The sequence below is a fragment of the Streptomyces sp. CBMA152 genome (assembly GCF_014596475.1).
Taxonomy (GTDB): Bacteria; Actinomycetota; Actinomycetes; order Streptomycetales; family Streptomycetaceae; genus Streptomyces.
Genome location: NZ_MECJ01000012.1, coordinates 34,700 through 60,900 on the forward strand (window position 1 = coordinate 34,700; position 26,201 = coordinate 60,900).

Sequence of the window (26,201 nt, forward strand, 5' to 3'; positions counted from 1 at the left end):
TCAACTCCCCACCCTGGCAGGCCAGTTCCGGCATGTGCAGCGCGCCGGTTCACTCAATGCCACCACCCCACCGACGAGGTGACCGAGGCCGGCGAGGTGCTTCCCGTCACCTCGATCTCCCCGGACCGGGGCAGTCGCCTGCTCGTACGACCCCGCACCCCTTCAGAGGAGAAGACCATGGCAGGTGGAAAGCACTCCGGAAAGCCCGATACCGCGCCGCAGGACGGGCACCGCGAGAAACCGCCGAACCTCCCCCCGCCGCCGAAGCCGCTGCAGAAGTGAGGCCGTTGTGACCACCACGCAGAAGGATCTCGCCAAGGCCCTTCAAGCCCGGGGTGTACTGCCTGACCGGTGGGCGCACACGGTGCGTCGGGTGGACCGGGCAATGTTCATCCCCGACCGTACCCGCGACCTCGACCGCTTCACCGACCCCGTCCAGTGGGCGGCGACCGTCTACGCGGACGTTCCGATCGTCACCCAGTGGGACGACGGTGCAGACGACGGCCCCGGCTATCCCACCTCGTCGTCGTCGAAGCCCAGCGTCATGCTCGAAACCCTGGAGCTCGCCAGCATCCAGGACGACGACACCGTCTTCGAGATCGGCACCGCGACCGGCTACAACGCCGCGTGGCTGTGCGAACAGCTCAGCGACGAGCAGGTCACCACGATCGAGTACGACGAAGCGTTGTTCCGGCAGGCCCGGCAGAACCTGCGACTGGCCGGGTACAAACCGACCTTCCTGCACGGCGACGGCCTCGCCGGACACCCACACCGGGCCCCGTACCAAAAGATTCTCGCGACGTGCACCCTGCGCCGCATCCCCCCGGCCCTGCTGGCGCAGACAGCCGACGGGGGCCGGATCGTCGCCCCCTACGGGGAGAGCTTCCATTCGTACTCGTACCTGGTCCTGGACGTGGACGGCGGTGAGGGAACCGGCCGGTTCACCGGCAACCCCGACTTCATGTGGGCGCGCCAGCAACGCGGCCGCATGGCGCAGGTCAGCGACGTCTACCAGGGACAGGACGGCACCCCCGGCATCACCCGCATCAATCCCTTGTCTCTCGTGGACGATGCGGACGCCGAGTTCTACATCTCGCTCAAGGTGCCCGGGGTGTGGGCGAAGGTCGGCCGCGACGACGACGCCCCCGGCGAGGCCACCCTGTGGCTGCTCAGCGACGACCGCCACTCGTGGGCGGCCGTCGAACACATCGAAGGCGCTACCGAGTTCGAGGCGGACCAGTACGGGTCCCGGCGCCTGTGGGACGAAGTCGCGGCCGCCTGGCGCGATTGGGACGACCGGGGACGGCCCGTCCGGGACCGCTTCCGCCTCACCGTCACCCCGTACGAGCACCGGGTATGGCTGGACGACCCCGCAAACGTCGTCAGCCGCTCCCGATAGATCGGCCCGGGTACGCGTGGAGGCTCCCCCGTACCCGGGTCCCCTACACCGACGGAACACGGAGACCCCCGATGCGCGCGACTGGTACTGGAAGAACGGCGCTCACGACCGCCGAGGTGACGCACAGCACCGCGGCCAGCGAGGTGACCCCCGTCACCTCGGCTCCGGTCTTCACGCCGATGGTCGCCCAGGTCGTTCCGCTGCGACGCGATACCGCCTACGCCCCGAAGACCGGCGTGGCCCGGATGCCGGTCGAGGTCCAGTTCCGCGACGGTACGACCGTCCGCACGGACCTGGTGATGAGCGGCAGCCAGTTGTACGCCGCCAATATCCAGACCGGCCGCGCGGTTGAGGCCCGCGAGTCGGCCCGAGCGTTAGGCCAGGACTGATGGGGCGGCATCGACTCGTTGTCGACAGCGATGTGGTCGCCGGGGTCGCGTGGTGGGGCGCGATCGTGTCGGGCCTCGTGCTCCTCGGGATGACTGCTCAGCACGAGATCGAAAGCGACCCGATCAGCCGGGGAGTCGGGTTGTCCGTGCCGGACACCGGACCCGCCGCACACTCCCCCACCGGGTCCACGTAGACCGCTCCGGCGCCCGGTAGGAGACAAGCCCCGGGCGCCGGAGCAACCGACCATCCCCCAGATGTAAGGAGACCCGTGTGATCACCCGACCCCTCGGTTTGTCCGCACCCCAGGGCTTCTGTGGCATCAACGGATGGGCCCCGGCCGACACCGTCGCCGCCTGGGCGGACACGCTGACCCGCGCCCACCAAACTGCGGGCACCGAGATCCTTCGCAACCCCCACTGTTCCGAGGCCTGGGCGCGCGAAGCCGTCAGATCGCCGCTCCTGCTGGCGGCCGTCCAGGCGGTGTTGGCCCGGATATGGCGGTGGAGAACATGTTCGCCGTCCTCAAGTGGCCCGGCCACGACTTCGTTGTGCCGTGGCACCAGGACGGCATCAACGACCGCATCGAACTCGACCCCAAGCGGTCGGTGGTGGCCTGGCTTGCCCTGACCGATGCCACAGAGGAGACCGGCTGCCTGCGCATCGTGCCCGGCTCGCATCGCGCCGGATACCTGCCCTACCAGCCGGAACAGGACTCGGGCGCCTCGCGTGGCCGGGCCCTAGGCGTCCAGATCGGCGAAGTGGTCCAGGGCATCGCGGTTCCGGTCCCGGCCACCGGCGGCGTCCTCATGGACCCGCGCACCGTCCACAGCTCCGGGCCGAACACCGGCACGAGTGTCCGGATCGGCCTGAACATCCGCTTCGTCGCGCCCGGCGGCTACACCGCGCGCGGCGGCATCAGCCCCAGCCTCGACCCGGTCTCCGGGTCCGGCTGGTGAACCCGATCGGCCAACGGAACGAAAGGGGAAAGACAGCAATGACGATCGTCAAGGAGTTCATCGACCAGGACGCTCCCACCAGGGTCCGCGTTCTCAACGGCGAGGACACCGACGCCGCCCGGCGCGGCGACAAGAAGCCTCTCGTGCGGAGCGAGTGCACGTACTACTGCCCCGACGAGGCGACGGCTCGCCGCTGCATCGAGGCCCTGGAGGAGTCGGACCGGCGGCTGCGTGAGCGTCCGGAAGAGCTCATGCTGTGGGACTGGGCCGCCACGTACTTCGAGGCCGAGCAGGGCAGCGAGGCAGGCGGCGGCACGGTGATCCTCGGCGTCGCCTGGTACCACGAGGAGTTCTTCACCGACCGGCGTGACGCCTGGTTCGGGGCGATGCACCAGCGGATCTACCAGAAGCTGGGCATCCCGCTGGAGAACATCGACGTCTCGCACTGGCGGCTGATCGCCTAACCGCGCTGCAGCGGGTTCCCCGGCCGGATGTCCGGCCGGGGGCCTGCTGCGGCTACTCCCGTGCCATCTCCCGCTCCGACGTCTTCTCAGGAACCTCGGTACGGCGGTGGCGCAGGACGAGGAGTGCGCCAAGGAGTCCGGCGGCGGCCGTGGCCGCTCCGGCCATGGCGTAGGCGGCGCCGGGGCGGGGGGCTGCGAGCGCGGGAACGAACAGCATTGCGGCCGTCCCGCCGGTGCGGATGACGGTCAGGTCCACGGTCATCAGCCGTAGCCGCAGGGCGGGTTCGAACATCGACAGGTAGGTGGCGAGGGTGATCTGCAAGAACGGCGCGACCATCCCCGACACGGCCGCCACGGCCGCCAGGAACGGCAGCGAGAACGCAGCCCCCATCACGGCCAGCAGTACCCCGGACACGGCCCACAGGCCGCAGTACAGGGACAGGACGGGGCCCTTGATGCGCCAGTGCCCGGCGATGGTGTTCCCGGCCAGGGCTCCGGCGCCGGTCGCGGCGAGCACCGCCCCGTACGCGGCGGCCCCCGCGTCCAGCCGGGTGGCCAGGAGGGCGGGCAGCGCCATCGTCACGGCCGTGCAGGCGATACCGATTCCGTGCACGGTGATCGCGGCCGCGACCTCGGGGTTCTTGCGCAGGACGTCACGGGCCCTGGGGCGCCCGGCCACGTCCCGTGCGGCCGGTGGAGTGCGGTGGCGGATGCGGGCGGCGTACGGGGCCAGGAACGCCAGGGACAGGGCCGAGGCAGCGAACGTGGCGGCATCGACGAGGAACAGGGCAGGCATCGGCATGAGCGCGAGGAGCGCACCGGCCGTACCCGGTCCCGCGATTCGTGCGATCCGCCCGGACAGGTCCATGAGCCCTATGACCGTCTGTACCGAGTCCTTGTCGACCAGGTCGGGCACGATCGCGGACAGGTTCGGGTCGAACACCGCGCCGCCCCAGCCGACGAGCACGACCAGGGCCAGGACCTCGGCGAGCCCGGTATGGGTCCACACCAGTGGAATTACCGCGACGACACCGGCGCGGGCCACGTCGACGCAGGCGAGGGCCTTCAACGAGTTGAGGCGGGCCACGAGGCGCCGCCCGACCGTGCCGGTCACGATGTACGGCACCGACTCGGCGACGGCCACGAACCCCATCGCGGCGGCCCCGGACTTCTGCCACGCGATCCACATGATCGCCATGGCGTACAGGCGGTCACCGAAGACCGAGAACGTCTGTCCGGCCCACAGTCCCAGCACCGGCCCCCGGCGCAGCAGCCGCACGTAGCCCAAGATCACTCCTCGCCCGCGAAAGCACGAAACCCGGCAGCGACCGCTACCGGGAATGCGAGACACCCTAGAGCAACGAGGAAGGCGAAACGGTGGAGACGCGAGAACCACGGTGCCCTGTCGAGGCCCGCGTGGCGGCCGAGAAGCTGTGCGGCCCGCTGGTGTCCTGGGACTCGGTCAGCGACCGGCGCGGATCGGCCGTGTGGAAGGCGGCCGGTCCGCGCGGAACCGTCGCGGTCAAGGCCGGGCACGGCGAAGGCGCGGCCATCACCGCCCGCGAAGCCGTCGTCCTCCAGCGTCTTCCGCCCCGGCGCGGCGTCACCGTGCGGGCAGGGAGCAGTCAGACGTCCGCGTGGCTGATCACGCCATGGTTCGACGGCCCCTCGACCTGGGACCTGTTCCACGATGTCCGCGAGAACCAGGGCAGCTGCACAGCCGCCCTCGCACGGGGCCGAGGCGCTGTGCGAGACCGTTGGTGTCCTTCACCAGGCCGGATGGGTCAACGCCGACCTCCAGCCCCACCACGCCATCCACACGCCCGGCGGCGTCGTCCAGTTGATCGACTCTTCGTGGGCCTGGTCTCTCCACCTGTCGCCGTCGTACGCCTTCCGAGGCGGTCTCGTTCACCTGCTGCCGCCCCAGCTCGCCGCCACCGTCGAGAACGGAGCCCGGCCCGTCCAGGATTACTGCTACCAGCCCGACCACTAGGAACGGCCGATCGCTGACCGCGGGCCTATGCCTCATAGCCGTCTTCGGCACGGTGGACATGCTCAGGCCCAGGGTGTGCTACGCCGGGGACCATAGGGCGGTTGTAGTCGAGGGGGATGGTGCTAAAGGTGTCGCTAGGGATGGGAGCGGTGTCGTTGTCAGCGATGATCAGCTGTACCCGGTCGCCGTAGGCGTCTGCGAGTGCCTTGAAGCGGTCGTAGATGCGGTTCCCGCGTTCCTGGTCATCTGGGTTGTTGCCCAGTGCCTTGCGCGGGGAGTCGATGATCAGCAGGGAGGGGACGAGGACATCAGGATGGGTGAGCCCGAATTCCAGTAGGGCGAGGCTGTAGGCGATGCTCACGCATGTCGTGATGCCGCCGCCGGAAGCCTGCAGGCTCTCGAAGGGGTTGCCGTCGATCACCGGCAGATAGGTCTTCGGGTCGATGACCGCCGTTTGTACCCAAGGCAGGTGCAACTCGGCGAGCAGGGTGAAGAAATCCTGGCTCAGGTCGTCTACGAGTTGGCCGCGGGCTGCGAGGGCCAGGGTGCGACTCTTGACGTCGGCCTGGACGCGCGTGCGGGTCGCCTTGAGGTCCTTGACCTCTTGGTTGATGGACCGCGCGCGAGCCCAGGCATCACGCAGCTGGGTGACGGCGTCGATGCTCGCTCCGAGCGAGGCTACGCGGGCGCTGGAACCGGCGATCGCGTCGAACCGGGGCGCGACGATGTCTTGGGTCTGCACGTCCAGCTCCCGTCGCAGGGTGGTGGCGAGGAAGTCGGCTTGCTGGACGCGGTCGCGCGCAGCTGCGAGAACCTGCGCATCAGCTTCGCGAACAGCTTGTGCGTCCTGGAGCTGCCTCTCAAGGGCCTCCCGGGTCTGCTGAATGGCTGCAGGGTCGACGGACTCGTCCGGGGGATCGTGTTGCAGGCAGACAATGCAGTGGTCCTCTTGGACCGGCCGTCCCTCCAGCCGCTGCATGCAGCGAGGGCAGACGACGAAGTCGAAGGGAGACAGCTTCTCGATCGCGGATGCTGAGCGCTCCAGGCGCAGGAGATCGAGTTCGACCTGAGCGACGACTGACTCACGGGCTTCGAGCAGCTCGCGTGCGGCTTCGACCTCTTGGCTGGCGTCCCTAGCACCAGCGACGGCCCGACGGAGCTCCTGCCGGAGAACAGCATCGGCCGCGCTGCTCTCCTCCAGCTCTGAGCGCAGAGCGCCGAGGGCACGTTCGGCGAGGGACAGCATCTCGCGTAGCTGAACGAGTTCCGCACGGAGCGCGTCATCACTCCGCGAGTCCGACTCTCGGAGGAAGTTGCTGACGTTGTCGTGCTCAGAGGTTTTCGTCTTCATGTCCGTCAGGAGCTGTGCCGAGCGCTGCTTCAGATCTAGGAGCACGCTATCCGTCAGCCCGAAGATGATCTCGAAAAGGGCTCGGCGCATCCCGTCGAAGTAGGTCTGCTGGTGGCGAACAATCTGGGTGTCGATGTAGATCGCTTCGAGGTAGACGTAGGCGAACAGGGCCTGGAAGGTCACATTGGCCTTGGCTGCTTTGCCTTCCCGGCGCACGGGAATCGACGTACGAGGGAACCTCAAGGCGCTCAACAGCCGGTCGGACAGGGTTGTCTGACCGGCCTCGGCGCGGATGATGAGGCTCTCGCGGAGTTCCAGTGTGATGGGGTCGAGCACGTCCACCCGGTTGCTGCCAGCTTCGCCGATCAGCCTCCGGAGCGCCAAGTGCTCGTCGCCGACGAGGACCTCCGCACACACCGAGTGGACATGATCGCGCACGGCAGGCGTGAGGATGGCGTCACCGCCGACAGCGTGCTTGAGCAGCATGAGAAGGCTGGACTTGCCGCTGCCGCTCGGTCCGCTGATCACGGTGGCCGGCTGGTCGAACCGGTACGTCTTCTCCGCGTCGGCGGTGGTGAGAGTCAGGGCGAGGAACTTCAGGTTGACCGCCATCAGATTTCCGTCCGCCAGGGCCTGTCCACCGCGTCGGGCAGGCGCTCATAGATGAGGTTCTTCAGGGCTGACCCCGACTTGTCGAAGTGCTTCTTCAAAAGCGCCGTACGTTGCGAGACGAGCACCCAGTCAGGCGTCGCGGACAGAGCCGCCGCAGCCTCAGCGCCAGTGGCCGTGACGCGGAACTCAGTCCGGTCGCCACCCGCGTACGTGATGAGGTCACGGGCCGCCAGCGAGCCGAGGATGCTGTAGTAGCGCTGATCCCACGGCCCGTACTTGTAGCGGGTCATACGACTCTCGACGGCCCGTCGCTCGGCGGCTGTGGGCTCAGTGCCGCGGGGCCAGCTGTCGCCGCTCTCGTCGAGCAGTCGCTCCAGCATCGCCGGATAGCGAAGTAGGAAGTCGAGTTTGGCCAGTTTGGTGAGTCCTGCAAGGCCCGTGCGTGCCGTGGTGAAGCGTCCGATCAACAGCAGGACTCTCGCCTCGTGGTAGTGAGCCTCACGGCGCTCCTCGCTACGAGCCTGCACCTTGATGCGCGTCCCGGAAGCCAGACGCTCGGAGGCGTTGCTCACGATGCCTTCTCGTCGGAGATCGTGAAGACATCGGAGAAGTAGTAGTCGCAGTCGTCGCACAGCTGATACGCGAGGCCACGAAGATGCTTGCCATTGATCTTGAACGGCAGGGTCACCGACATCGCCTCAGGCATCAGCCGCTGCCTCAAGAGCCGGTTCATCCGCGCCCCGTACGGATTGCCCTCCGCCGTCTCGCTCTGCGCATCCGCACGGCAGTCGAAGGCGGTGTCCAAGACCTCCAGTCGCATATTGGCGAGATCGGCACTGTCTCCTGGCAATCCCGACTGGTGTTGTTTCCAGGCGACGTACCAGGCCGAGCGCAGGCTCTCCGCGTGCACGACCTCATCATCGGGCACCTGCCCCTGCACCAGCTTCTTGCGGAGTTTCACTCCTCCGGGAGCGACCATGGGGAGTCGACCAGGAGCGAAGGTCGGAACGGTGAGTTCGCGGTAGACGAACTGCTCGCGCACGGTGCGCGCGTACAGCGTCCGGCGGGCGATGCGCTGCTGCATCTGCACGTTCTGGAGGACTCGGCTCGGCTTCGCGATGTACTCGGCCAACTGGCCACGCTCGCCCTCGCCGCGGTTGGCCTGCTCGATGCGCTCGACGATCTGGCGGTAGGTGGCTTCGTCGTCCACGTGCTCCAGCTCCAGAGCCACGATGGCTGGCCGAAGTAGCTGCTGCAGGTTGTGGTCGGTGATGAACCTGGACGAGGGCACGCTCTTGTAGTCGATGTGCAATACGGCCAGGAACTGCTTGATCGTGGCGACGAAGCCGGCGGGTATGGCGATGTCAGCCATCGCCTTGGTCTCCGGCACTTCGGGGATGTGAGGGTACGGCTGCTTCCAGCGAATCTTCAGGAAGTACCGCGCGATGGTCGTTGCCATCGCGTCGACGTCCGTAGTGACCTCTGGGGCTGGGCCGCACATTCTCGCGAGCACAGCGGCATTGCCCTTGCCGGTGTTCAAGGCGCCGTTCGTGGTGAGGCGCAACCGAACGTTGTCTGCACAACCACACGCGCGCCAGCTGTTGAACAGGTGTGCCAGGCCCCCGTCCTTGCACAGATCGCCGACATTCCACAGGGTCCGGTGGTACTGGCGGTGCTTCACCGACACCAGCTCGACGGCGCCGTCCTTGAAGGCGATGGCGAAGTCCTCGTGCCACTCGCAGACGACGTACTCGATCTCGTCCCGTGTAAGCATGGCCAGGCATGCCTGAGCCGCCACTTCGGCTTGGTACCGATACAGCCGTGAGGTGTCGGTTCCGCCGTCCTCGCCGGGCGCCCGCTGAAAGATCGGATGCACGAAGTCGTCGGCGTCATCCACCGCGTCCGCTGTCACGTCGACCACAGCCACCCCCAAGCCGTACGCGCACCGCGAGCCCTGAGGGGGTCGGTGAGCCGAAGATCCCTAGGCGTATCACAGTCCGCATGCGTAACGTAACCGAGTGATCGCATAATTCTGGAACGAGTCAGACAATTGGCGTCCGCACCAAGGGCGACTGGCTCAGGACGCCACACGTGCGGGTGATATCGGAGCGCGTTGCTTCCGTCGGAGAGTGGCCGCAGCAGCTCGTAGCCCATCGTGCTGGCTGGCAGCGGCACGGCGCCCTTGCCGTGCCTCTTGACCAGCCGTAGTTGAAAGACCACAGAAGGCCGACAAGTGTTCGCTACTGAACGTAACCAGTGCTCATAATCGCCCGAATCTGCTCGGACCCTGCTCATGGTCACGCGGAAATGCTTACGCGCTCGCGGATCCTAGAAGCGGGTCCGGGTAGTCAGACGAGGCAGCAGGTTCCGCAGCAGTTCGGCAGTCTCAGCTTCCATGTCGACACCGCCGCCGAGTTGTTCGTTGATGCGGACCAGCCGGGCAGCGGCCTCACGCAGGGCGTCGATGTCGCCCGCAGTGTGGTGAGCGAGGAAGATCTGGCGGTGCAGCAGCTCGCTCTCCTCGGCGGCCAGCAGGCCGCGGCTGGCCGCCCACAAAGCGCCGGGGATGTCGTTGGCTTCTCGGCAGCGGGTGGACAGCTCGTAGGCGACGTCCACCACTGCGGACACCATCTCCTGGATGATCGGCTCCGCCCAGGCGTAGCGCTGGGGGTCGATGCCGGTGAAGGGGCGGGCGCGGACCAGGGCGAGGGCGCGGCGCAGGGTGAGGCTGGCGTCCTCGTCGTGGCGGGCGAGGCCGGTGCGGGCGAATCGCTGGAATTGGGTCCAGTCGCAGGTGACGGCGGGGCCGAGGCGGTAGCGGCTGTCTCCGGTGTCCTGGACGCGGGGCAGGTGGGCGGTGCCGTCGGTGTTCTTGCCGAGCCAGGAGCGGGTGCGGGAGATGACGGCGTTGCGCATCTGTTTGTTCACCAGGCGTCCGGGCCATAGTGCGTCGTCGATGGCGTGGTGGTCGACTCCGGGGTTGAGGGCGAGGTAGGCGGCCAGCTCGGTGCCGATGCTGAGGCGGTTGGAGTCGATCCGGCCGCTCGCGCCGTCGATGCTGACGGGGCCGAGCAGCAGAACAGCGGGTGCGGCGTTGGTCGCTGCGGGGTCTGTGTCGGTGGCGGGCTCCGGTGCGGGGAGGGTCACGCGGACGGCCGGAGCGGCCACAGTCGCGCAGGGGGTCGCTGGGAGAGCGTCCCCGGAGTCGGCAGCCGGGGGGGCCAAGTCCTCGTGGTTCGTACGAGCCTTCGCCCCGGCAGCGGCCGCCGCGTCCTCGTTCTCCTCGGCAAGAACGTCGGCGAGTGTGGAACCGGCAGCGGGCTCACGCATCGGGCCGTCCGCGTCGTGGACCTCCGGCTTCGCCAGGTCGAGTCTCGGGACGGGATAGCCGACGTCGGCGGAGCTCGCGGCGTACTCGGCGGAAGGCGCGAGCTCGTCTTCGTGGGCGAGGGCGTCCAGTTCAAGCTCGGCGTACTCGGCAGGCAGGCCGTCCTCGTCAGGGTCCGGCTCGACCGATTCGCCGGTGCTGGCCGCCGCCGTGGGGGCAGCCTGGTCGCTGAGAAGGGGCTCATCCAGGCTCGGTTCGTCGTCCGTGCGGACCCAGTCGGGGGCGGGAGCGTCGGCCTCGCTCGCGGCGAGAGTGAGCAGTTCCATGGCGTCGGCGAAGTGCTCGTCACTCAGACCCTGCAGTTTGACGGGCAAGTGGGAGCCGGGCAGCGCAATGATGTGCTCCGGGCCCTGGCAATCGAGCGTCCAGGCGGTGCTCGGCAGGTCGGCGGGGGTGCTGGCGGTGATGACCGCTCCGGCTGCGCGGGGCTCTTCGGCCAGGGCGTCGAACAGTGCCTCGCTGGCGTCGTGTGGAAGGTCCTGGGCGAGCAGTACGTGGGGGGTCCAGGCGCCGGCGGCGTCGTCCATGAGGCGGGCGGCGCGCAGGCTGCTCGCGCCGACGGCGTCCAGGGCGCGACGCTGGTCGTTCGTGTGGCTGGTCAGGTCGGCGCTGGCATCGGTGATGTCGTGGATACGGACGACGCGCTCGGGAACGGCGTGGTCCAGGCCGGGCGCGGTGTCGGCGAGCGCGGTGATTTCGAGGTGGCCGGGCAGCGGGGTGCTGGCCAGTTCGACCGCGATGGCCTGAAGGACGTGCCGGGTGAAGCCGGCGTCGCCGGCCAGGTTCAGGATGCCGACGTGTTCCAGGTCGACCAGGACCAGGTGGGCGGCTGGGTCCCAGCCGATCGAGACGAGCGCCGGGTACGGGGCGTCCGCGTTCTTCAGCTGGTCTTCGGTGGCCAGGTCCGGACTGGACGCCGGGCAGGTCCACAGGTCGGTGCGGCCGGCCGCCGCGCTGAAGGGCGTCATGGGCGCGGTGTCCTCGGCCAGGTGCAGCACGACCTTGGCTTCATGAAGCACGACCGCTTCCACGGTGGGGAGTTCACGGCCTGCCGCAGCCAGGTTGAGGGCGAGGGAGCGCAGCGCCGTGTCCAGCAGGTCGAAACCGTGCTGGGCGGCGCGCAGGCCCTGTTCGGTCGCGGCCGCGCGGCCGGTGGGCATGGGGATACGCCGGCCGGGGCGCCGACGGCGCTGCTGCAGGATCCGGCGGGTGGCCAGGGTACCGACCAGCGCGGCCGCCAAGGCTCCCGCGCCTGCCCATACCGCTGCTGGCGCCAGGGCGGTGTCGTGGCCATCCCTGGTCTGCGCGGCTGATGCGGGGGCGTGGGTGCGGTCCGTGCTGGGTGCGGGGGTGGCGCTGCTCGGGGTCGGCCGGACCGTGCGGGCGGGCGGTGGGGTCGCTGTCGGCGTACTCGGTTTGCCGGCCCCCGCCCGAGCGTCGTTGTCGTTGTCCTTGTCCGGGGTCTTCTCAGGTGTCGGCTTCGTCTGGCTCTGCTTGTCCGGCGTTTTCGGGTCGGTCGTGTTCTGGTCTGCGGGTGGCTCGGCGGCCGTGCCGGGCTGGGGCAGGTTCAGGACCTGGCCGGGGAAGATGAGGTCGGGGTTGTCGAAGTGGCCGCCGCCTGGCTGTTCCTCTCCCTTGTTCGCGGCGTAGATCACGGTCCATTTGTCGGGGTCCCCGTACGTTTTGCCAGCGATCAGGGAGAGGTTGTCGCCTTCCCTGACCGTGGTACTCGTCGCCCGCTGCGGGTGACTGCCCGGGGTCGAGGGCGGGGTTGTCCGGTCGGGGGTCTTTTCCGCGGTCGGCTGGTCAGTTGGGCCGGTGTGCGCCGGGGCTGGGGCCGCGGCGGTGGGGGTGGCCGGGTGTGCGGTGGCCGTGGTGGTGCGGGCGTCGGCGGGGAGCTTGATGACTGCCCCCTGGGGCAGGTAGCCGTCGCCCGCGGCGAGGGCGGGGATGTCGGGGTTGAGGGCGGCGATGTCCTTCCACCGCTGGCCGTCTCCGAGGTAGGTGACGGCGAGGTCCCAGGGCGCCTCCGTGGCGGAAGCCACCGTGTGCGTGGGCCAGGCATCCTCGGCGGAGGTCCGGGGCGTTGGGGCCGACAAACTCGGCGTAGCGGTGGTGTGGACCGCGGCGGCGGCCGGTGTAGGGGTGGCGGCCGAGGCGGCGGTCGGGGCGAGCAGCACGATCGAGCCGATCAGGAACCCCGCGAGGGACTGAAGGCTGCTCAGTCCCCGGACGCGGGGCGCCGTGCGGCCCCGGGCCAGGGACACGATTTCCAGCAGCACCGAGGCCGCGAAGCTGGCCCAGGCAGCCCAGCCGATGAGGGTGAGAGTGACCAGGAACAGGGAACCGTCGTCCTGCTGGGTGAACAGGCTCCAGCCGCCCGAGAGTTCAGTGGGCTGGTGGCCGACTTGGAGCAGGAGGTAGGGCACGCCGCCGACCAGGGCCGCCAGGAGGGCCAGGCCGAACACGGCGCGCACCAGCAGGGTGAGGGTGCGCAGCGGGGCGGGGGTGCGGGGTGCCATCGGGGTGTTCAGCCTCCGGCTTGGGTGTGCAGATGGGCGTGGGCGGTGCCGGTCACGTTGATCGTGGACTTACCCAGCAGCTGCGCGAAGAACGTGTGGTACGCGTCGTGGACGGTGATGTTGAGGGTCTGTCCGCCGTCGGTTATGGCGACGTCGCCGTCGACGTTGCGGGCGGCGAGGTAGTCGCGGGCGGCGCCGGCGGCCGCGTCCGGGTCGACGGTGATCGCGGTGCCTTCGACGGCCTGGGCGGTGTTGAGCTGCTGGCCGGCGGTGCGGGCGGCTTCCTGGGCCAAGCTGGTGGCCCGGTTCGCCGCGTTCAGGGCGCCGCCGCCGTCGACGAGCAGGCCCAGGACCATCAAGATGGCCAGTGCGGACAGCGCGAAGAACAGGGACATCGACCCGCGGTCCTTGGCCCCGCTCACCGCGGTGCGGCGGCGAACGAGGCCGATCAGCCTGGTGATCATGTGCGGCCCCGGTAGGTGTCGAGGGGACTCGTCCACGAGGCGTGGAGGGTCTTGGAGCCGGGCAGCCCCGGCAGGCCGATGTCGGAGAGGGGCGCGGTGCACGAGATGCTCGCCGTCACGGTGGCGTCCACGCCCACCGCGAGGGAGTAGCCGGAGGTGTCGACCTCGACGCTGGAGGTCCGGCAGGTGATGCCGTCGCCGTCCAGGCTCCGGGTGGCCGCGGCTTCCGCCTGGGCCTGGGCGCTGGCGGCGTCCCGTTCGAGGGAGGCGGCCCGGGCGGCTGCGCGGGCTGCGGAGTCGACGGCGCCGGAGGCGTCGGTGACCCGGCCGAAGGCGATCATCAGCAGGATGAGGGCGATGATGACGGGGGCCAGGACGGCGGTCTCCACCGCATAGCTGCCGCGGTCGGCTCTCACCGCGTGTGCGAGGCTGCGCCTGCGGGAGCGGGCGCTCATGGGGCGGTCCACACTTCGGTGGGGGCGTCGGCGTACTGGGTGACGTTCAGGTGGAGGCCGGGCACGAGGGTGGCGACTGTGCCGTGGACGGTGATGCGGATCTGGGCGGGGGTGCTGCCGGCCGAGGAGACGCTCGCGCCCTGGACGCTGCCGCCGAACTTGGCGAGGAAGTCCTGGGCCTGGGTGACGCCGTCGCCGGGGCTCGCGCCGAACTGGCGGCCGGCTTCGACGCCCTGGCGGGCCGCGGACTGGGCGACCTTGCGGGCGTGGTAGTACAGCCCGACCTGGATGGCGGTGAGCACGAGCATCAGGACGACGACGGCCAGGACGGCGAACTCGACGCTGCCCACGCCACGGTCGTCGCCCGATCTGACCCTGCGCATCCGGTGCCGGATGCGTTCCCGGATTCTCAACGCCACTCCCCCTGCTGGATTCCTGTCGGCTCGTTCGTCGTACGTCAGCCGCCGTTGATGATGCCGATCTTCTCGGCGACCTTGGTCTTGATGGCGAGGGCGATTCCGCCGGCCACGACGATGAGGACGGCCGCGAAGACGGCGACCTCGGTGGAGGACTGCCCGGCGTCGCGGGCACTCTTCAGCTGCTGCCAGCGGTCCTGGAGGAGCAGGGTCAGGGCGCGGATGTCCATGGGGGATTCTCCTAACTGGTCAGCTGCCGAGGATGGTCGCGGTGAGCGGGATCATCACGAAGGCGAGCATCAAGATGACGGCGAAGGTGACGGGCAGGACCATCGACGCGGAGGCGGCGTTGGCCTGGGATTTGGCGTCCGCGAGGAGCGCGATGCGCAGCTGGCGGGCCTGGGCCTGCAAGGTGGTGTAGACGGCGGCGCCGTCGCCGGCCAGGGCGAGGGTGTCGGCGGGGCGGGTGAGTTCGGGGATGTCGAGTTCCTCACCGAGTTGCTTGAGGGCGTCCCAGACGGCGACGCCGGACAGGTCGGCCTGGGCGAAGACGCGGCGCATGCGGGCGAAGATGAAGCCGTCGCCGACCTCGGCGGTCTGGGTCAGGGCCTGGGCGGCGCCGGAGTTGGCGATGCGCGCGAGCGCGACACGTTCGAGGTAGGAGGCGACGGCGTGGCGCACGATGAGGCGGGTGGCGGCGGCCTCGCGGCGCAGTTCAACGACGGGCCACATCCACAGCAGGGCGGCCAGGCCGAGGGAGAGGCCGAGGGGGATCACGTAGGGGAAGGGGGCGCCGGCCAGCGCCATGAGGCCCTGGAACAACTGGGGGAAGAGCAGCCCGAAGACCGCGAGCAAGGCGCGTTTGCCCAGGTGTTCGGCCGGTGACTTCCGCAGCAGCGCCAAGTCTTTCATGGGCAGGCGCAGGCGGCCGCCGAGTTCGTCCAGGAGGCGACGGCCGACTTTCTCGGCGAGGGTGTCGACGCCCGCCTGCTCCGTGGTGGTGGGCAGCAGGGCGGGGGCCTTGGTGGCGTCCAGCCGGTCCAGGACCGCGGTGAGGTCCGCCTTGGCGGGCCAGGCCGCTCGGATCGCGAGGCCGATCAGGGCGCCGGCTGCGGCTGCGGGGAGCACCGCGTTCAACGGGATCATCGGGCCGCTCCCTTCACGAGCGGGACGGCTGGCGCGGGCACGCCCGGGCCGGCACCCGTGCCGCCGTGCGGAGGCCGCGTCTCCGTCGGGGTGAGGGGGTCGAGCAGGCGCGGGTCGGGCTTGGTGCGGGCGATGCGCCGCAACATCGCGAGGGTCCAGGCGAAGAAGCCGCCCAGGATGGCGAGGACGATCTGCCCAACCGCTGATTGGTACCAGCTGGACCAGGACCCGTTGAGCAGACAGCAGACCACCACGATGAAGATCACGATGGACACGATCCGGGAGGACCGGCGGACGGTGGCGCGGTCGGCCTCCACGTCCCGGGCATCTTTGGCCTGCTGGTCGATGGTCACCGCGAGGGCTTCCAGGGCATCGGAGAGCCCCTCGTCCTTGTAGACGGCGTGGGATTGGAAGAGCAGCACAACGTGGTCGACGACGCCGTCGGCGAGCTCATCGGCGAACAGCGCGAACGCATCCGTGGCGTCCATCCCGGAGCGCAGCTGCTCGGCGAGCCGGCGCACCGGAGCGGCGATGGGGCCCGGCGCGCTCTTGGCGGACGCACGGATCGTCTGCGGCAGACTGATACCGGCCGTGTGGACACCGGCCAGGTAGTTGAGCCACTGGGCGATCGCTTCGAGTCGCTGAATGCGCAGCTGGGCGGCGGTGCCGGGGTTGAGGATGTACGGCACGCCGAGCACGGCCGCACCGGCCAGCAGGCCGTGCACGGGCCAGCCGGTCCACGCCCACACCACCAGCGTCGCGATCACGGCGGTGGTAACCAGGTAGCGCCACCGGTGCTGCCACGTCTGCGGCAGCTCGGCCTTGGCCCGGCGCATCCGCCCCACCAACGGGGAAGGCGGCTTGAGCGGATCCGGAATACGGCCCCGGAGCTCTCGCACCGCGCCAGCGCTCGCCAGCAGGGCGAGCACGGCACAGCAGGCCGCGACCAGAGCGAGCTGAGCGGTCGTCACCGGGCCTCCCAGGAAGGTGCGCCACCAGGGACGGCCTGGTCGGAGTCGGCCGGTCCCTGGTTGTTTGGCTCGGCAGTGGTCATCGCTGGCCTACCGTCTGCAAGGGCGCGCCCCATGCCGTGTTCGGGTCCTGGAGCAGCCACTGCCGGTAGAAGTGGCCAGTGCGCTCCAACTCGTCGATGAACGTGGGCATGTTCTGGTAGACGGCCCGCCGTTCGTCCGGGGTGGGGGCGAAGAGCTCCGTGGTGGTGGGCCGCCCGCGTTCACCGACGACGTCGTGGACCTCGTAGATGTGGGAGACGAAGCGGTGCTTGCGGCCGCCGCGGCCGGCCTCGTTGAGGTAGGTGATGTAGACGACGACGTCGATGGACGCGGCGATCAGGTGGTGGGCGGCCTCGGTCGCCATGCCGGCCTCGGTGCACAGCTGTACGAGGCGGCTGATGATGGCGTGCGGCTGGCGTACGTGCAGCGTGCACATCGAGCCGGAACCGCCCGCGGACATCGCCTGCAGCATCGGCAGGATCTCCACCGCGCGGACCTCGCCCACGATGACCCGGGAGGCGTTGTAGCGCAGCGCGGTGGGGAACATGTCGGCGATGGTGATTTCCCCGGCCAGCTTGCCGCCGCTCTGGCGCTCGCCGTTGGACTGCCGGGCTTCGAAGGCGAAGGTGAGCGGTCCCGGCTTGGAGCCCGGTCCGGGCTCGTCCAGGTAGAGCTCGCGGTCCGATTCCAGCGTGACCAGGCGCTCGTCTTCGGGGATTTCCCGCCCGAGGCCGCGCACCATGGTGGTCTTGCCCGAGCCCATGTCGCCGACGACCAGGATGTTCTTCCGGGCGTGCACGCACGCCTTGAGGAACGCGTGGAGCAGCGGGTTGAGGGTGCCCCATTGCACGAGCTCGTCCAGGCCGTCGTCGCGGACGCGGTGCTTGCGGATGACGACGGAGGGCCGGCTGGTCAGGGTCGAGGCGGTGACGCGGGACCCGTCGGGCATGCGGAAGCCCACCATCGGGGTGGCCTGGGTCAGGCCGCGCTCGCCGTGCCCGGACAGGCGTGCCATGCGGTTGACCCACGCGATGAGTTCCTCGTGGGTGTCGGCCACGCGGTCCAGGGTGCGCCGCGGGCGGTTGTAGTACTCGACGTGCGCGGTCAGGCCGTCGACCATGACGTCCTCGACGCCCTCTTCGTCGAGCAGGGACTGCAGGCGGCCGCCGCGGAACATCGCGTCGAAGACCGCGTTGCCGATCGTGCGCTCCTGCTCGGGGGTCAGCGGGGTGCTGCCCTGCGCATGCAGGGTCGCGTAGGCGGCGACCGCGGTGGTGACCAGGGAACGGGCCTGGGCTCGACGGTCGCTCTCCTGCAAGAGCCGGTCCGGGTCAGCCTCGCTCAGCTGCTTGGAGACCTCGGCCTGAAGGGATTCGATGACCGCGTAGTCGACGGGGAGCTCTCCGGGCAGCTCGACCAGCCGGGGCACCGCCGAGGGGCCGGCCGTCGCGGGCACGATGGGCTGGGCCGGAAGGGATTCGGGGCTCGTTTCGGCCATGCGCCCGGGACTCAGGTGGCCCGCGAGCAGGCCGGCGAGCTCGTCGCGGCGCATCGGGGCCGGACCGCCCGCGCCGGGGCGCTGCTGGATGTCAGCCACGCGCCCCTCCCCTGCGGTTGCGGGTCAGGCGTTCCAGGACGCCGGCCAGCTGGGCGGTCGCGGGCTGCGGCGGGTACTGCTGCTGGATCTGGCGCCGCGCGGCGATGGCTTCGAGCTGGGCGGTGGCGGTACGGGCCTGGCTCAGCAGGCGGCTGCGCTTGTAGCCGCGTGGCGGCTGGCCGCCCAGGGTCAGGTATTCGGCGGTCTCCCGCTCGTACGGCAGCGCGGCCAGCACCGGCAATTTGAGGGACTCGGCGACCTGATGGGCGCGGTAGGGCCCGGTTTCGATCAGCAGGAGTCCCAGGGCATCCGCTCCCGTGCCGTGCTCAGCTAGCTCGGCGACCAGCGGTTCGGTGATATGCCGGGCCAGGGTGAGGGACTGCTCGGTGCCGCGGACCGTGAGCAGCACCAGGTCGGCCTGGTGGAGCAGGGGCGCCGGGGTGAAGGTGGGGTGGAGCTGTCCGTTGTGCAGAGCCAGGCGGCCGGCGTCGATGACGACGTCGTGCCCGACCTGGTCGGCGAGCACGCGGAAGATCTGGGCGAGCGCGGGCCAAGTCCGGCCCAGGGCCGCGGCCTGGGCCGGGTCGGTCAGCCCCGGCAGCAGCTGACGGTGGCCAGCCTCGTCGAGGGGCCACAGGTGCGAGGCGAAGGCGTTGGCAAGCGCGTCGGGACTGGTGCGCTCGGCCTTCGCCAAATGGTAGAGGCCGTATCCGGCACTCGCCTCGGTCTGCAGGTAGCCGGCCCGGATGGTGCCACCGGCCGGATCACATTCGGCAAGGAGTGAGGGACGGCCGGAGGCCAGGGTGAGAGCGAGCGCGCAGGCGGTCACGCCGCAGGACTTCGCCGAGACGAGTGCGGTGACCGGCATCAGTTACTCCTGGGCTCGCGGACCAGGGCAATGCGCCCGAGGGAGGCCCGCGTAGCCAGCAGCGGACCATCAGTTGAGGCCACGGCGAGGTTCACGACAACGGAGCCAGAGGCGTCGGGGCGGCTGACGGCCACCACCGTGCCCTTGACAGTCGACGGCGGCGCATCGGTCTTGGAGCCGGTCTGCTCGCCCTGGCCGGGGGTGGTCACCGCGAGCACCTTGTCGCCAGGCACCAGGGTCCCGGCCGGGGCCTGGCCGCGCTTGACCTGGACGCCAACCTGCTGCTGATCATCACCCAGGCCGGTACCCGCGCCAAGCTGAGAGGCGGTCAGCAGTCCGCCCGTACGCAGGTCGACCGCCGGGCGCTTACCGATCACTGAGGCCCGCTCGGAAGCGCGCATCGGGGTCAGCGCACCATCGGCGGATACTTCGGCAATGCGCAGGTCAGCGTCCGTGATCGCCTGCCCCGCCGGGACGTCACGCGCGATCGCGAGGACCTTGACGCGGTCGCCGGCCGACGTGACAGCGGCCGCTGCACCCAGGCCGGCGATAACAGCGAGGACGATGCACAACGCGGCTACCGACCAGCGTCGTTGCCGCTTGATGGGGGCAGTCGTGGTGATGGGAAGTTCGGCACGGACGGGGCCGGCGGGACGGGGCAGCAGCGGAGCGGCGGGGGAATCCATGCGGGGATGCCTTCTGTCTCTTCTGGTCTCGGGCTAGTTCAGGACCTGGACCTCGGCCACCGTGATGTCGACGGCGCTGTCGCGGACCTCGGTGAGCTGACCGGCCTGACCAGTGGTCGCCGTCCAGTCGATCAACCAAGTGGACGTCGCGGCCACGTGGAACTTCCCGGAAGGCGTGGTCGACGACGGCTGGTTGTAGCGGTAGCCGCAGTCCGGTGACGGCTGCTTGCCGTACTCGGGCTGGTAGGGGGTGCCCGCTGTGGTGCAGGTGACCGTGTTCCCGTCGCCCATCTGCCAATCGATCTTGCTGACCCTGGCGGTGGCGGTCACGGTGACGGCGCCGGCGGACGCGCTGGCCGAGTTCGGCCCGTAGGTCTCCGGGCCCGTCGCGGTCCACAGGTAGACAGGCATGCCAACCACGCCCTTGCCGCCCGGCTTCGGCGTGATGCCGATCTGCGGACCGCGTAACCGCATGTCGTCCACGGCACGTTGAGCCAGCACTGCGGGATCGACGCCGCCGCCCTGGGGCGGGTCGGCGGCCCACACCATACGGATCACCGTGAGCGTCGCATCACCGGCGAGTTTGCACCGCTGCTCGTAGACGGCACCGTCGCCAGGGGTATGGCCTTCCCAGTCCGGACTGCCGACGCGCGGTTGAGGGTCAGCAAGCTTGTAGGTGCACGTCCGTAGACTGGTCTTGCCTCCCCCCTCCCCGCTGTTCCCCTTCTCCTCGCCGCTCTGTGTGGTTTTGCCGCCTCCTGCGGTGCCGGGGGCGTCGGCTTCAACCTGGCAGATGAACATGTCGCATTCCGCCCCGCCCGTGCCGGGCGGCGGGCTGCCGTCCGCGTACGCCGGGGTGCAAAGGGTCAGCGCGGCGAGGGTGAGCGCTGCGGTAGCCATGCTCCAGCGGGTCAGCATGACTTGTTCTGAGGTTCGTCGCGGGTCACACGCCAACCCTCGGGCCAGCGTTCGAGGGTGGACAGAATGACGTATTTCGTCAGGCGATTGGGCGGCAGGCTGACCGGTTTCCTGCTCTTGGCATCCAGGACCTCCCAACGAGAGATGTCCAGGCAGCTCGAGAGCATCACGTAGGGGACCTGGCCGTTCGTATCCGCCTTGATAGCAGTGGGATTCCTGACCATGACATCGCCCCGGTACATGTGGTTGCGGTCATGGGCACGCTTCGCGTCCCCCTCCGCATTCTTCAGAGCTGCGGAGGCGGCATACCGCTTCAGGTTCGCTGCATTGACGCCGGGGTCGGCGTAGAGCTTCCCCATTTCCCGCCAGTACGCCTCGTACGTGGCAATGGCGTCCTTCTTGGCGGTCTCGACGGGGTCCGGCTGCGTCGGTGGGGTACCGGACGGTGAGAGCAAGGTCGGGGAGCGCTTCACTTCGCCGCCCGAGGCACTGCCCTTGTCGGAGGTACAGGCGGCGGTCACGGTCAGGACCACCGCGGCGGTGAGGGCGGCGGCAGCCGTACGTTTGGCATGCCGTCCTTGAGACCGGGGCTTTCCGAGTGCTGTCTGACGCTCCACTGCCTCTCCCCCACATCCGTAGGTTCCGCAGGCCCCGGGCAACGATCCGAGCGGGTGGCCCGGGGATCGCTCATGTTGCATCTGCCACAGGCAAGGTCTGCGGCCTCCTACGTTACGCAAAGACCGGCCAACAACACAGCCTGTTATGCCAGTTGAGCGCTCACGCGCAGGCAATAAACCATCACATTTCAGCAAGGCCAGCGAAGTCGGCCGAATATCGGCCATCGCGATCTCGTCAGACGGGACAGATCCATGCCATGCAAGCGCATGTCGCCCGACTGCTCGGCGTGACCGAACGCGCAGTCCTGGAACGACTGGTTCTTGGCGGCACTGACGGCACCATTGCCACGGACCTTACTGCCGGCGTCGACGAAGTGTCGTGGTGCGTGCGCAAATTGATCCGACTCGTGGGACATCGGACCACGCGGGCCGGGCTCGTCGCGATGGCGCTACGCCACGGCCTGGTTGTCCATCCTCTGCCCCGACACCCTGGTCGGCTTCCGGACAATGCCATGGCACTGCTCTGGTCCCTGGCGTCCGGACGGACGTTTAGGGTCTTCATGACGGAGCCGGGCCTACATACCTGGGAAGCGGAGCGAATACGCACCGGCATGCGCAACCGACTCCAGCAAGAGCACCCTGGTGCACGGGCAACGGCGCAACTCACTCCCGTATACACCGTGTATCTCGCTTGGCCTGCACTGGTGGAAGAAGCCGGATGGTCTGTGCGCCAGACACGTTGAAACGCCAACCCTTTCGCGCTGCCTGCTCCGGCAGGCGCCGCGCCCGCGCTGCCGAGGCGCGCAGAGCCCGATATTGGAGTCGGCGCGTTCGAGTCGGAGGCCTCCTCTTTGGCTCAGAGGAGGCCTCCTGTGTGGCGTGGTCGAGGCTTACGGGGGCACCTACGGACGTACTTCGTCGACCGTGATGAAGTCGACGAACCTGCTCCATGCGGTGGTAGGGACGGCGATGGGTCGCCTGGTCAGATCCTTGGAGTCACGGATGCCGACTTGGTCGGTCAGTACGGCCGTCTCGATGCAGGCGTTGCCGCTGCCTTCCGAGTAGGAGGACTTCTTCCAGTGGCTGTCGGTGAAGTACGGGTCCAGTGTGTTGGTCATTTTATCTCTCGGGCTAGTTGTTGGACGAAATCCGGGGTCTCCTCGGGCGGCAGAGCATGGGTACTCAGCCGCTCGAACCGTCTGCTGAAGATCCCGACGTCGCGGGGCTTGCCGGACATCGACAGGGCTCCCCACGCTGTATCCACTTGGACCTGGGGCGGCAGTCCGTCTCCGAGGTCCAAGATGCTGAAGTCGCCGGCGAATCGGTACCGAGTGCCGACAGAGGGGAGGATCTGGATCTCCACGTTGTCGCGGCTGGCCAGTTTGATGATGTCGTTGCACTGCTCGCGCATGACGTCGACGCTGCCCACGATGTGCCGGAGGGCTGGTTCGCCGATGATGGCCATGAGCTTCACGGGATCCTCATCACGGGTGATGAACTCGCGTCGCCGCATCCGGAGCCGGACAGCCTTGTCGATTGACTCGGTTGGGAGCTCCAGGATCGGCTGTTGCATGGCGAAGATCGCGCGGGCGTACGGTTCTGTCTGGAGGGAACCCCAGGGGAGCAGGGGGTGAAATGCTCGGATGGTGCGTGCCGATTCCTCGATCGCGACGAACTTGGGCATCTGGGGCGGCGTCATCGAGTCTTTGAATTCGATGACCCACTCCTCCTTCGAGGCTTCGCGCTGGATCTCCAGGAGTTCCTCGACCGTGTCGTCGTCAGTGACGCCAAGCTTTTCGAGGAGGCTTCGCAGGTGCTCCGCTCGACGGAGCGACGACTGTCCAGTTTCGACTCGCTGGAGCTGAGCCTCGGAGAACGGGAGATCGGCGACGGCCTCTTCCAAGGTGAGGCCGGCGACTTTGCGTAGGCGGCGCAGGTCCTGGCCAAGCGCGATGCGCCGTCCGGTGGGTCGTGCTCGTGCTACCAACGTGCGTCCCTCCCGGTGATGTGCGCGCCGTCGGTGCCGATGGGCGCAGTCTGACATTCCATCTGCCCGAGACAACAGTCCATGTGCGCGTCTCGGCATGTGCCACTTTATTCCCCGCAGAGGATTCTGGGGGGATTCTCTTGAATCCTAACGACGCTATGTACGACGGTAGTTGAGCCATCTCGCATGCGGGACATCAACGCACACGCGCCCTTCGGGGCGAGAAGAGTCAGTGCGTCGTACCCGCCCTGATCTGCGAAGGACCGGGCATGACTCTTCTTGCCGAGCGCACGCCATTGCCTGCCACCCCCCTCGAGGTGCGCCTGGACGACTCGGGACCTGACCTGAGTAGTCACGCCGTGTGGTTTGCCCGCACTCGCGGGACCGAGCTGTCTGCGGCCGACCGGTGCTGGCCGGCGTACTGCCGACGCATGTGCTGTGGCGCGCTCGATGCTTGGGGATTGGGCGAGCTCGCGGACCGCGTCGAAACGGCGGTTGCCGAGCTGGCCAACAACGCGCTGGAACACGGCCAGGGCCCCATTCAGGTGCGGGTCACCCGGCGTACGCGAGCGGTCTGCGTGGCGGTCGTCGACCAGTCCGTCGATTCCGTGCACTGCGCGGAGGCGGGACCCGACGACGAATCCGGCCGCGGGCTCTTCCTCGTCGCGGCGGTCAGCAACTGCTGGGGCGTCACCATGCACGAGAGCGAGCAGTGGAAACGCGTGTGGTGCCTGTTCTGGACGGATCCAGCCTCGACCGGTGCCGGAGTCGAGCCTGCTGATCCGGGGTGGGACTGATGACGGTGCCGCAGACGTCGCTCAACCCGGTGTCCAGTCGGCAGAGCAGGTCACGGTCGCCGGAGGCCGAATTGCTGGCCAGGATTGCGGAGGGGCTGCGCCCGTACGAGTTCGCCAACCGGGTCACGGAGGTGCGGGAGACGCGCCTGCGCCTTCGTTGCCGGCTGCGGACACTGGAGGTCGCATCGCCGGAGCTGGAGCCGGTGGCTGCGATGACCCGGCAGTGCCTCGCGCTGTGCCCCCGCGATCCGGACCACCCCAGCCGGCGGTACGTACGGACGTTGCGGAGTGTGCTGGAGCGGTTGGAATCGCACCGTGTGGCGGCAGCCGTGTACACGTGCACTCCTGAGGGCACCGCCCTGTTCCCCGTGCACCAGCGTCTGGAAGAACTGGCCCGGGAATGCGGCGGGTCGGTGTGCTGGTATCACCAGGATCACAGGCTGGCTGAGTGGCCGTTGGCCGATCGGCCGGGCTGGCAGCGTGTCGGACGCCTGATCCAGCAGCGGCACATCGGATTGCTCGCAGTGGCGTCGATGGAGGAACTGATCCCGCCGTACAGCCTGCTGACAGCCCACCCGCAGCATGCGCGGCACGCGTTCGAACAGTGGGCGCTGGCACACCAGTTGCGCCTGGTGTGCCTCAACGACATCGCAGCACCGGCAGGTTCACGATGAACTCACAAGCAGTGCCTGATGTGATCGAGGGGCCGCCGGTCCCGCCACCGTCGGCAGTCACCCTGTTCACCCCGCCCCTGATCACGCCCATGGCCGCGCCAGATACGCAGGGCCTGGTGGCCGACATCGGTAAAGACGCCTTCCACCTGGTCCTGACCGAGGCCGGTCCACTTTCGCGCGCGGTACTAGCCGCCCTGGAGAATCAGCACGGCAACGGTGGGCCGGTGTTCGCGATGCCCGACCAACCGTTCTGGTACTGGCTTATCGCACCCGTGCCCCAGTGGGAACACCTGCTGGCCTTCCGTTACACCCGGGGCATTGTGGTGCTGCCGCCGCTCACTCGTACCCGGCCGCCCGGCGCCTACTGGATACGGGTCCCCACCACAAATCTGGTCGACCCCGCCGCCCTGAGCGAGGCCCTAGAGACCGCCAGCACTCCGTCCAGCCCGACCCGTTCCAATGGTGGCTTACCGGCAGGTGGCTGCTGATGACCATGACACCTGCCACCGGGGGCTTGCCCAAGGACCTGTCCAACCGTCCCTCCAGCGCCCGCCTGACTGATTACTTCCTCGGCGGCGATGACCACTACGCCGTCGATCGTGCGCTCGCCGACGCGTTGACGTGGGCGGCCCCGTACTGGCGCCTGTCCGTCGTCATCAACCGCGCCCACGCGGCAGTGACCGCCGACATGTTGGCCCGCGCTGGTTATCACCAGTTCCTGGATCTGGGCTCCGGATACCCACCGCCATGGTCACCGCATACCGAAGACCGCACGGCTTGGCCGCTTTACCAGGTCGTGCGCCGATGGCATCCCGAGGCGGTGTTCGTCGCCGTCGACAACGATCCCCTCGTGGGCCCGCACGCCCGCGCCGCCCATGCCGCTGCAGCCTGGACATTCGTTGCCGCCAATGCCGCAGAAACAGCCCGGCTCCTCGGCTCGCCTGCCCTGGACTGCCTCAATGCACGCCAGCCGATCGCGGTCCTGATCCACGACGTGCTGCCGTGGATTGCCGACACCTGCCAGGTGGCGGAGGCGATGCAGACCCTGCGCGCAGTGCTCCCTCCGGGGAGCGTCATCGCCCTCACCCACGCAACCGCTGACCTGCACCCGCTGACGGTGCGCCGAGTCGCGGGCGTGTACCAGGAAGCCGGGTTCCCTGGGTGCCCCGGCCCCGCCAGGTCATCGCCGACCTGGTTGGTGACTGGCCGCTGCACGGCGCGGGTCTGGCGCCTACCGCGTACGCACACCGCAGCCACCGGTTGTACGCGTCGCCGCCGTGGTCGTCGGCCGCGTACGCGGCCATCGCTCTTCACCCTCCCCCCCCTCTACACGGAGTTTCTGATGACCAGTGACCGCTCCCTTCCTCCCCGGACCGTCCGATGAACGCCGCCCTGCCCGTGGGCCAGGCTGCGCCGGGATAGACCACCGCCGGGAGCCTGCTCGCGCGGAGCGGCACCGGCGGCCCCCGCCCCGCGCAGGCCCTGTCA

Annotated in this window: 28 protein-coding genes; 10 read left to right on the forward strand and 18 right to left on the reverse strand. The window is 69.0% G+C overall.

The window, feature by feature from the left end:
* The first annotated feature begins 289 nt into the window (after positions 1 to 289).
* From BG418_RS11950 to BG418_RS11970, 5 genes are all read left to right on the forward strand, one after another.
* Positions 290 to 1,399, forward strand: coding sequence for a methyltransferase domain-containing protein (locus BG418_RS11950; RefSeq protein WP_188273775.1), 1,110 nt, complete (start codon positions 290 to 292; stop codon positions 1,397 to 1,399).
* Between the two features lie 116 nt (positions 1,400 to 1,515).
* Positions 1,516 to 1,788: a hypothetical protein gene (locus tag BG418_RS11955; RefSeq protein WP_188273776.1), complete on the forward strand. Its 273-nt coding sequence runs from the start codon at positions 1,516 to 1,518 to the stop codon at positions 1,786 to 1,788.
* Positions 1,788 to 1,982 carry a hypothetical protein gene (locus BG418_RS11960; RefSeq protein WP_188273777.1) on the forward strand — a complete coding sequence of 65 codons (195 nt, stop codon included), beginning with the start codon at positions 1,788 to 1,790 and terminating at the stop codon, positions 1,980 to 1,982. Before BG418_RS11955 ends, BG418_RS11960 begins: the two co-directional genes overlap by 1 nt.
* A 301-nt stretch (positions 1,983 to 2,283) precedes the next feature.
* The gene (locus tag BG418_RS11965) at positions 2,284 to 2,745 is read left to right on the forward strand and encodes a phytanoyl-CoA dioxygenase family protein (RefSeq protein WP_188273778.1); all 462 of its coding nucleotides are present in this window, start codon (positions 2,284 to 2,286) and stop codon (positions 2,743 to 2,745) included.
* Between the two features lie 38 nt (positions 2,746 to 2,783).
* Complete coding sequence (locus BG418_RS11970; RefSeq protein WP_188273779.1) at positions 2,784 to 3,209, forward strand: hypothetical protein; 426 nt, start codon at positions 2,784 to 2,786, stop codon at positions 3,207 to 3,209.
* A gap of 52 nt (positions 3,210 to 3,261) precedes the next feature.
* Here BG418_RS11970 and BG418_RS11975 read toward each other — a convergent pair whose 3' ends face one another.
* On the reverse strand, positions 3,262 to 4,488 hold the full coding sequence (locus tag BG418_RS11975) for an MFS transporter (RefSeq protein WP_317453627.1): 1,227 nt from the start codon (positions 4,486 to 4,488) through the stop codon (positions 3,262 to 3,264).
* Positions 4,489 to 4,899: 411 nt separating this feature from the next.
* Between BG418_RS11975 and BG418_RS11980 the strand changes: the two genes are divergently transcribed.
* Complete coding sequence (locus BG418_RS11980) at positions 4,900 to 5,202, forward strand: hypothetical protein (protein ID WP_188273781.1); 303 nt, start codon at positions 4,900 to 4,902, stop codon at positions 5,200 to 5,202.
* 25 nt (positions 5,203 to 5,227) lie between these two features.
* On the opposite strand, the gene BG418_RS11985 is transcribed toward BG418_RS11980, so the two are convergent.
* The 17 genes from BG418_RS11985 to BG418_RS12065 all read right to left on the reverse strand — a co-directional run bounded on the left by BG418_RS11985 (position 5,228) and on the right by BG418_RS12065 (position 23,158).
* Entirely contained in the window at positions 5,228 to 7,165 is a 1,938-nt protein-coding gene (locus BG418_RS11985; protein ID WP_188273782.1) for an AAA family ATPase, read from the reverse strand.
* Positions 7,165 to 7,737 carry a hypothetical protein gene (locus BG418_RS11990; RefSeq protein WP_188273783.1) on the reverse strand — a complete coding sequence of 191 codons (573 nt, stop codon included), beginning with the start codon at positions 7,735 to 7,737 and terminating at the stop codon, positions 7,165 to 7,167. Before BG418_RS11990 ends, BG418_RS11985 begins: the two co-directional genes overlap by 1 nt.
* Positions 7,734 to 9,092, reverse strand: coding sequence for a dsDNA nuclease domain-containing protein (locus BG418_RS11995; protein ID WP_188273784.1), 1,359 nt, complete (start codon positions 9,090 to 9,092; stop codon positions 7,734 to 7,736). Before BG418_RS11995 ends, BG418_RS11990 begins: the two co-directional genes overlap by 4 nt.
* A gap of 401 nt (positions 9,093 to 9,493) precedes the next feature.
* Positions 9,494 to 13,075 carry a LysM peptidoglycan-binding domain-containing protein gene (locus BG418_RS12000; RefSeq protein ID WP_188273785.1) on the reverse strand — a complete coding sequence of 1,194 codons (3,582 nt, stop codon included), beginning with the start codon at positions 13,073 to 13,075 and terminating at the stop codon, positions 9,494 to 9,496.
* An 8-nt stretch (positions 13,076 to 13,083) separates the two neighbouring features.
* Positions 13,084 to 13,539 (reverse strand): TadE/TadG family type IV pilus assembly protein, encoded by a 456-nt coding sequence (locus BG418_RS12005; RefSeq protein WP_188273786.1) that lies wholly within the window; start codon positions 13,537 to 13,539, stop codon positions 13,084 to 13,086.
* Positions 13,536 to 13,994, reverse strand: coding sequence for a TadE/TadG family type IV pilus assembly protein (locus BG418_RS12010; protein WP_188273787.1), 459 nt, complete (start codon positions 13,992 to 13,994; stop codon positions 13,536 to 13,538). Before BG418_RS12010 ends, BG418_RS12005 begins: the two co-directional genes overlap by 4 nt.
* Complete coding sequence (locus BG418_RS12015; RefSeq protein ID WP_223184717.1) at positions 13,991 to 14,407, reverse strand: TadE/TadG family type IV pilus assembly protein; 417 nt, start codon at positions 14,405 to 14,407, stop codon at positions 13,991 to 13,993. The genes BG418_RS12010 and BG418_RS12015 overlap by 4 nt, the downstream gene beginning before the upstream one ends.
* A 44-nt stretch (positions 14,408 to 14,451) precedes the next feature.
* Positions 14,452 to 14,640: a hypothetical protein gene (locus tag BG418_RS12020; protein WP_188273789.1), complete on the reverse strand. Its 189-nt coding sequence runs from the start codon at positions 14,638 to 14,640 to the stop codon at positions 14,452 to 14,454.
* A 19-nt stretch (positions 14,641 to 14,659) separates the two neighbouring features.
* Complete coding sequence (locus BG418_RS12025) at positions 14,660 to 15,556, reverse strand: hypothetical protein (protein WP_188273790.1); 897 nt, start codon at positions 15,554 to 15,556, stop codon at positions 14,660 to 14,662.
* Positions 15,553 to 16,527 carry a type II secretion system F family protein gene (locus tag BG418_RS12030; RefSeq protein WP_188273791.1) on the reverse strand — a complete coding sequence of 325 codons (975 nt, stop codon included), beginning with the start codon at positions 16,525 to 16,527 and terminating at the stop codon, positions 15,553 to 15,555. The genes BG418_RS12025 and BG418_RS12030 overlap by 4 nt, the downstream gene beginning before the upstream one ends.
* A 79-nt stretch (positions 16,528 to 16,606) precedes the next feature.
* Positions 16,607 to 18,166, reverse strand: coding sequence for a CpaF/VirB11 family protein (locus BG418_RS12035; RefSeq protein WP_317453622.1), 1,560 nt, complete (start codon positions 18,164 to 18,166; stop codon positions 16,607 to 16,609).
* Positions 18,159 to 19,034 (reverse strand): hypothetical protein, encoded by an 876-nt coding sequence (locus BG418_RS12040; RefSeq protein ID WP_188273792.1) that lies wholly within the window; start codon positions 19,032 to 19,034, stop codon positions 18,159 to 18,161. Before BG418_RS12040 ends, BG418_RS12035 begins: the two co-directional genes overlap by 8 nt.
* Entirely contained in the window at positions 19,034 to 19,720 is a 687-nt protein-coding gene (locus BG418_RS12045; protein WP_188273793.1) for an SAF domain-containing protein, read from the reverse strand. The genes BG418_RS12040 and BG418_RS12045 overlap by 1 nt, the downstream gene beginning before the upstream one ends.
* A 33-nt stretch (positions 19,721 to 19,753) precedes the next feature.
* Positions 19,754 to 20,638 (reverse strand): ATP/GTP-binding protein, encoded by an 885-nt coding sequence (locus tag BG418_RS12050; RefSeq protein ID WP_188273794.1) that lies wholly within the window; start codon positions 20,636 to 20,638, stop codon positions 19,754 to 19,756.
* Positions 20,632 to 21,255 (reverse strand): hypothetical protein, encoded by a 624-nt coding sequence (locus tag BG418_RS39790; RefSeq protein WP_223184718.1) that lies wholly within the window; start codon positions 21,253 to 21,255, stop codon positions 20,632 to 20,634. The genes BG418_RS12050 and BG418_RS39790 overlap by 7 nt, the downstream gene beginning before the upstream one ends.
* Positions 21,256 to 22,157: 902 nt before the next feature.
* Positions 22,158 to 22,373, reverse strand: coding sequence for a DUF397 domain-containing protein (locus BG418_RS12060; protein ID WP_188273795.1), 216 nt, complete (start codon positions 22,371 to 22,373; stop codon positions 22,158 to 22,160).
* Positions 22,370 to 23,158, reverse strand: coding sequence for a DUF5753 domain-containing protein (locus BG418_RS12065; protein ID WP_262928577.1), 789 nt, complete (start codon positions 23,156 to 23,158; stop codon positions 22,370 to 22,372). The genes BG418_RS12060 and BG418_RS12065 overlap by 4 nt, the downstream gene beginning before the upstream one ends.
* Positions 23,159 to 23,703: 545 nt before the next feature.
* On the opposite strand from BG418_RS12065, the gene BG418_RS12070 reads away from it, so the two are divergent.
* From BG418_RS12070 to BG418_RS12085, 4 genes are read left to right on the forward strand one after another with little or no spacing between them, the layout of a single operon-like run.
* Positions 23,704 to 24,039, forward strand: a complete 336-nt coding sequence (locus BG418_RS12070; protein ID WP_188273797.1) for an ATP-binding protein — start codon at positions 23,704 to 23,706, stop codon at positions 24,037 to 24,039.
* A complete protein-coding gene (locus tag BG418_RS12075) occupies positions 24,039 to 24,713 on the forward strand; it encodes a hypothetical protein (RefSeq protein WP_188273798.1) in 675 nt (224 codons plus the stop codon). The genes BG418_RS12070 and BG418_RS12075 overlap by 1 nt, the downstream gene beginning before the upstream one ends.
* 11 nt (positions 24,714 to 24,724) lie before the next feature.
* Positions 24,725 to 25,201, forward strand: coding sequence for a hypothetical protein (locus BG418_RS12080; protein WP_188273799.1), 477 nt, complete (start codon positions 24,725 to 24,727; stop codon positions 25,199 to 25,201).
* Complete coding sequence (locus BG418_RS12085) at positions 25,201 to 26,097, forward strand: SAM-dependent methyltransferase (RefSeq protein WP_188273800.1); 897 nt, start codon at positions 25,201 to 25,203, stop codon at positions 26,095 to 26,097. The genes BG418_RS12080 and BG418_RS12085 overlap by 1 nt, the downstream gene beginning before the upstream one ends.
* The last annotated feature ends 104 nt before the right edge of the window (positions 26,098 to 26,201 follow it).

Excerpts from the sequence above, each read along its gene's own strand:
- BG418_RS11960 (WP_188273777.1), top strand. The coding sequence starts at position 1,788 with ATGGGGCGGCATCGACTCGTTGTCGACAGCGATGTGGTCGCCGGGGTC.
- BG418_RS11965 (WP_188273778.1), top strand. The coding sequence starts at position 2,284 with ATGGCGGTGGAGAACATGTTCGCCGTCCTCAAGTGGCCCGGCCACGAC.
- BG418_RS11970 (WP_188273779.1), top strand. The coding sequence starts at position 2,784 with ATGACGATCGTCAAGGAGTTCATCGACCAGGACGCTCCCACCAGGGTC.
- BG418_RS11980 (WP_188273781.1), top strand. The coding sequence starts at position 4,900 with ATGTCCGCGAGAACCAGGGCAGCTGCACAGCCGCCCTCGCACGGGGCC.
- BG418_RS11985 (WP_188273782.1), bottom strand. The coding sequence starts at position 7,165 with ATGGCGGTCAACCTGAAGTTCCTCGCCCTGACTCTCACCACCGCCGAC.
- BG418_RS12000 (WP_188273785.1), bottom strand. The coding sequence starts at position 13,075 with ATGGCACCCCGCACCCCCGCCCCGCTGCGCACCCTCACCCTGCTGGTG.
- BG418_RS12005 (WP_188273786.1), bottom strand. The coding sequence starts at position 13,539 with ATGATCACCAGGCTGATCGGCCTCGTTCGCCGCCGCACCGCGGTGAGC.
- BG418_RS12010 (WP_188273787.1), bottom strand. The coding sequence starts at position 13,994 with ATGAGCGCCCGCTCCCGCAGGCGCAGCCTCGCACACGCGGTGAGAGCC.
- BG418_RS12020 (WP_188273789.1), bottom strand. The coding sequence starts at position 14,640 with ATGGACATCCGCGCCCTGACCCTGCTCCTCCAGGACCGCTGGCAGCAG.
- BG418_RS12025 (WP_188273790.1), bottom strand. The coding sequence starts at position 15,556 with ATGATCCCGTTGAACGCGGTGCTCCCCGCAGCCGCAGCCGGCGCCCTG.
- BG418_RS12040 (WP_188273792.1), bottom strand. The coding sequence starts at position 19,034 with ATGCCGGTCACCGCACTCGTCTCGGCGAAGTCCTGCGGCGTGACCGCC.
- BG418_RS12045 (WP_188273793.1), bottom strand. The coding sequence starts at position 19,720 with ATGGATTCCCCCGCCGCTCCGCTGCTGCCCCGTCCCGCCGGCCCCGTC.
- BG418_RS12050 (WP_188273794.1), bottom strand. The coding sequence starts at position 20,638 with ATGCTGACCCGCTGGAGCATGGCTACCGCAGCGCTCACCCTCGCCGCG.
- BG418_RS12060 (WP_188273795.1), bottom strand. The coding sequence starts at position 22,373 with ATGACCAACACACTGGACCCGTACTTCACCGACAGCCACTGGAAGAAG.
- BG418_RS12075 (WP_188273798.1), top strand. The coding sequence starts at position 24,039 with ATGACGGTGCCGCAGACGTCGCTCAACCCGGTGTCCAGTCGGCAGAGC.
- BG418_RS12085 (WP_188273800.1), top strand. The coding sequence starts at position 25,201 with ATGACCATGACACCTGCCACCGGGGGCTTGCCCAAGGACCTGTCCAAC.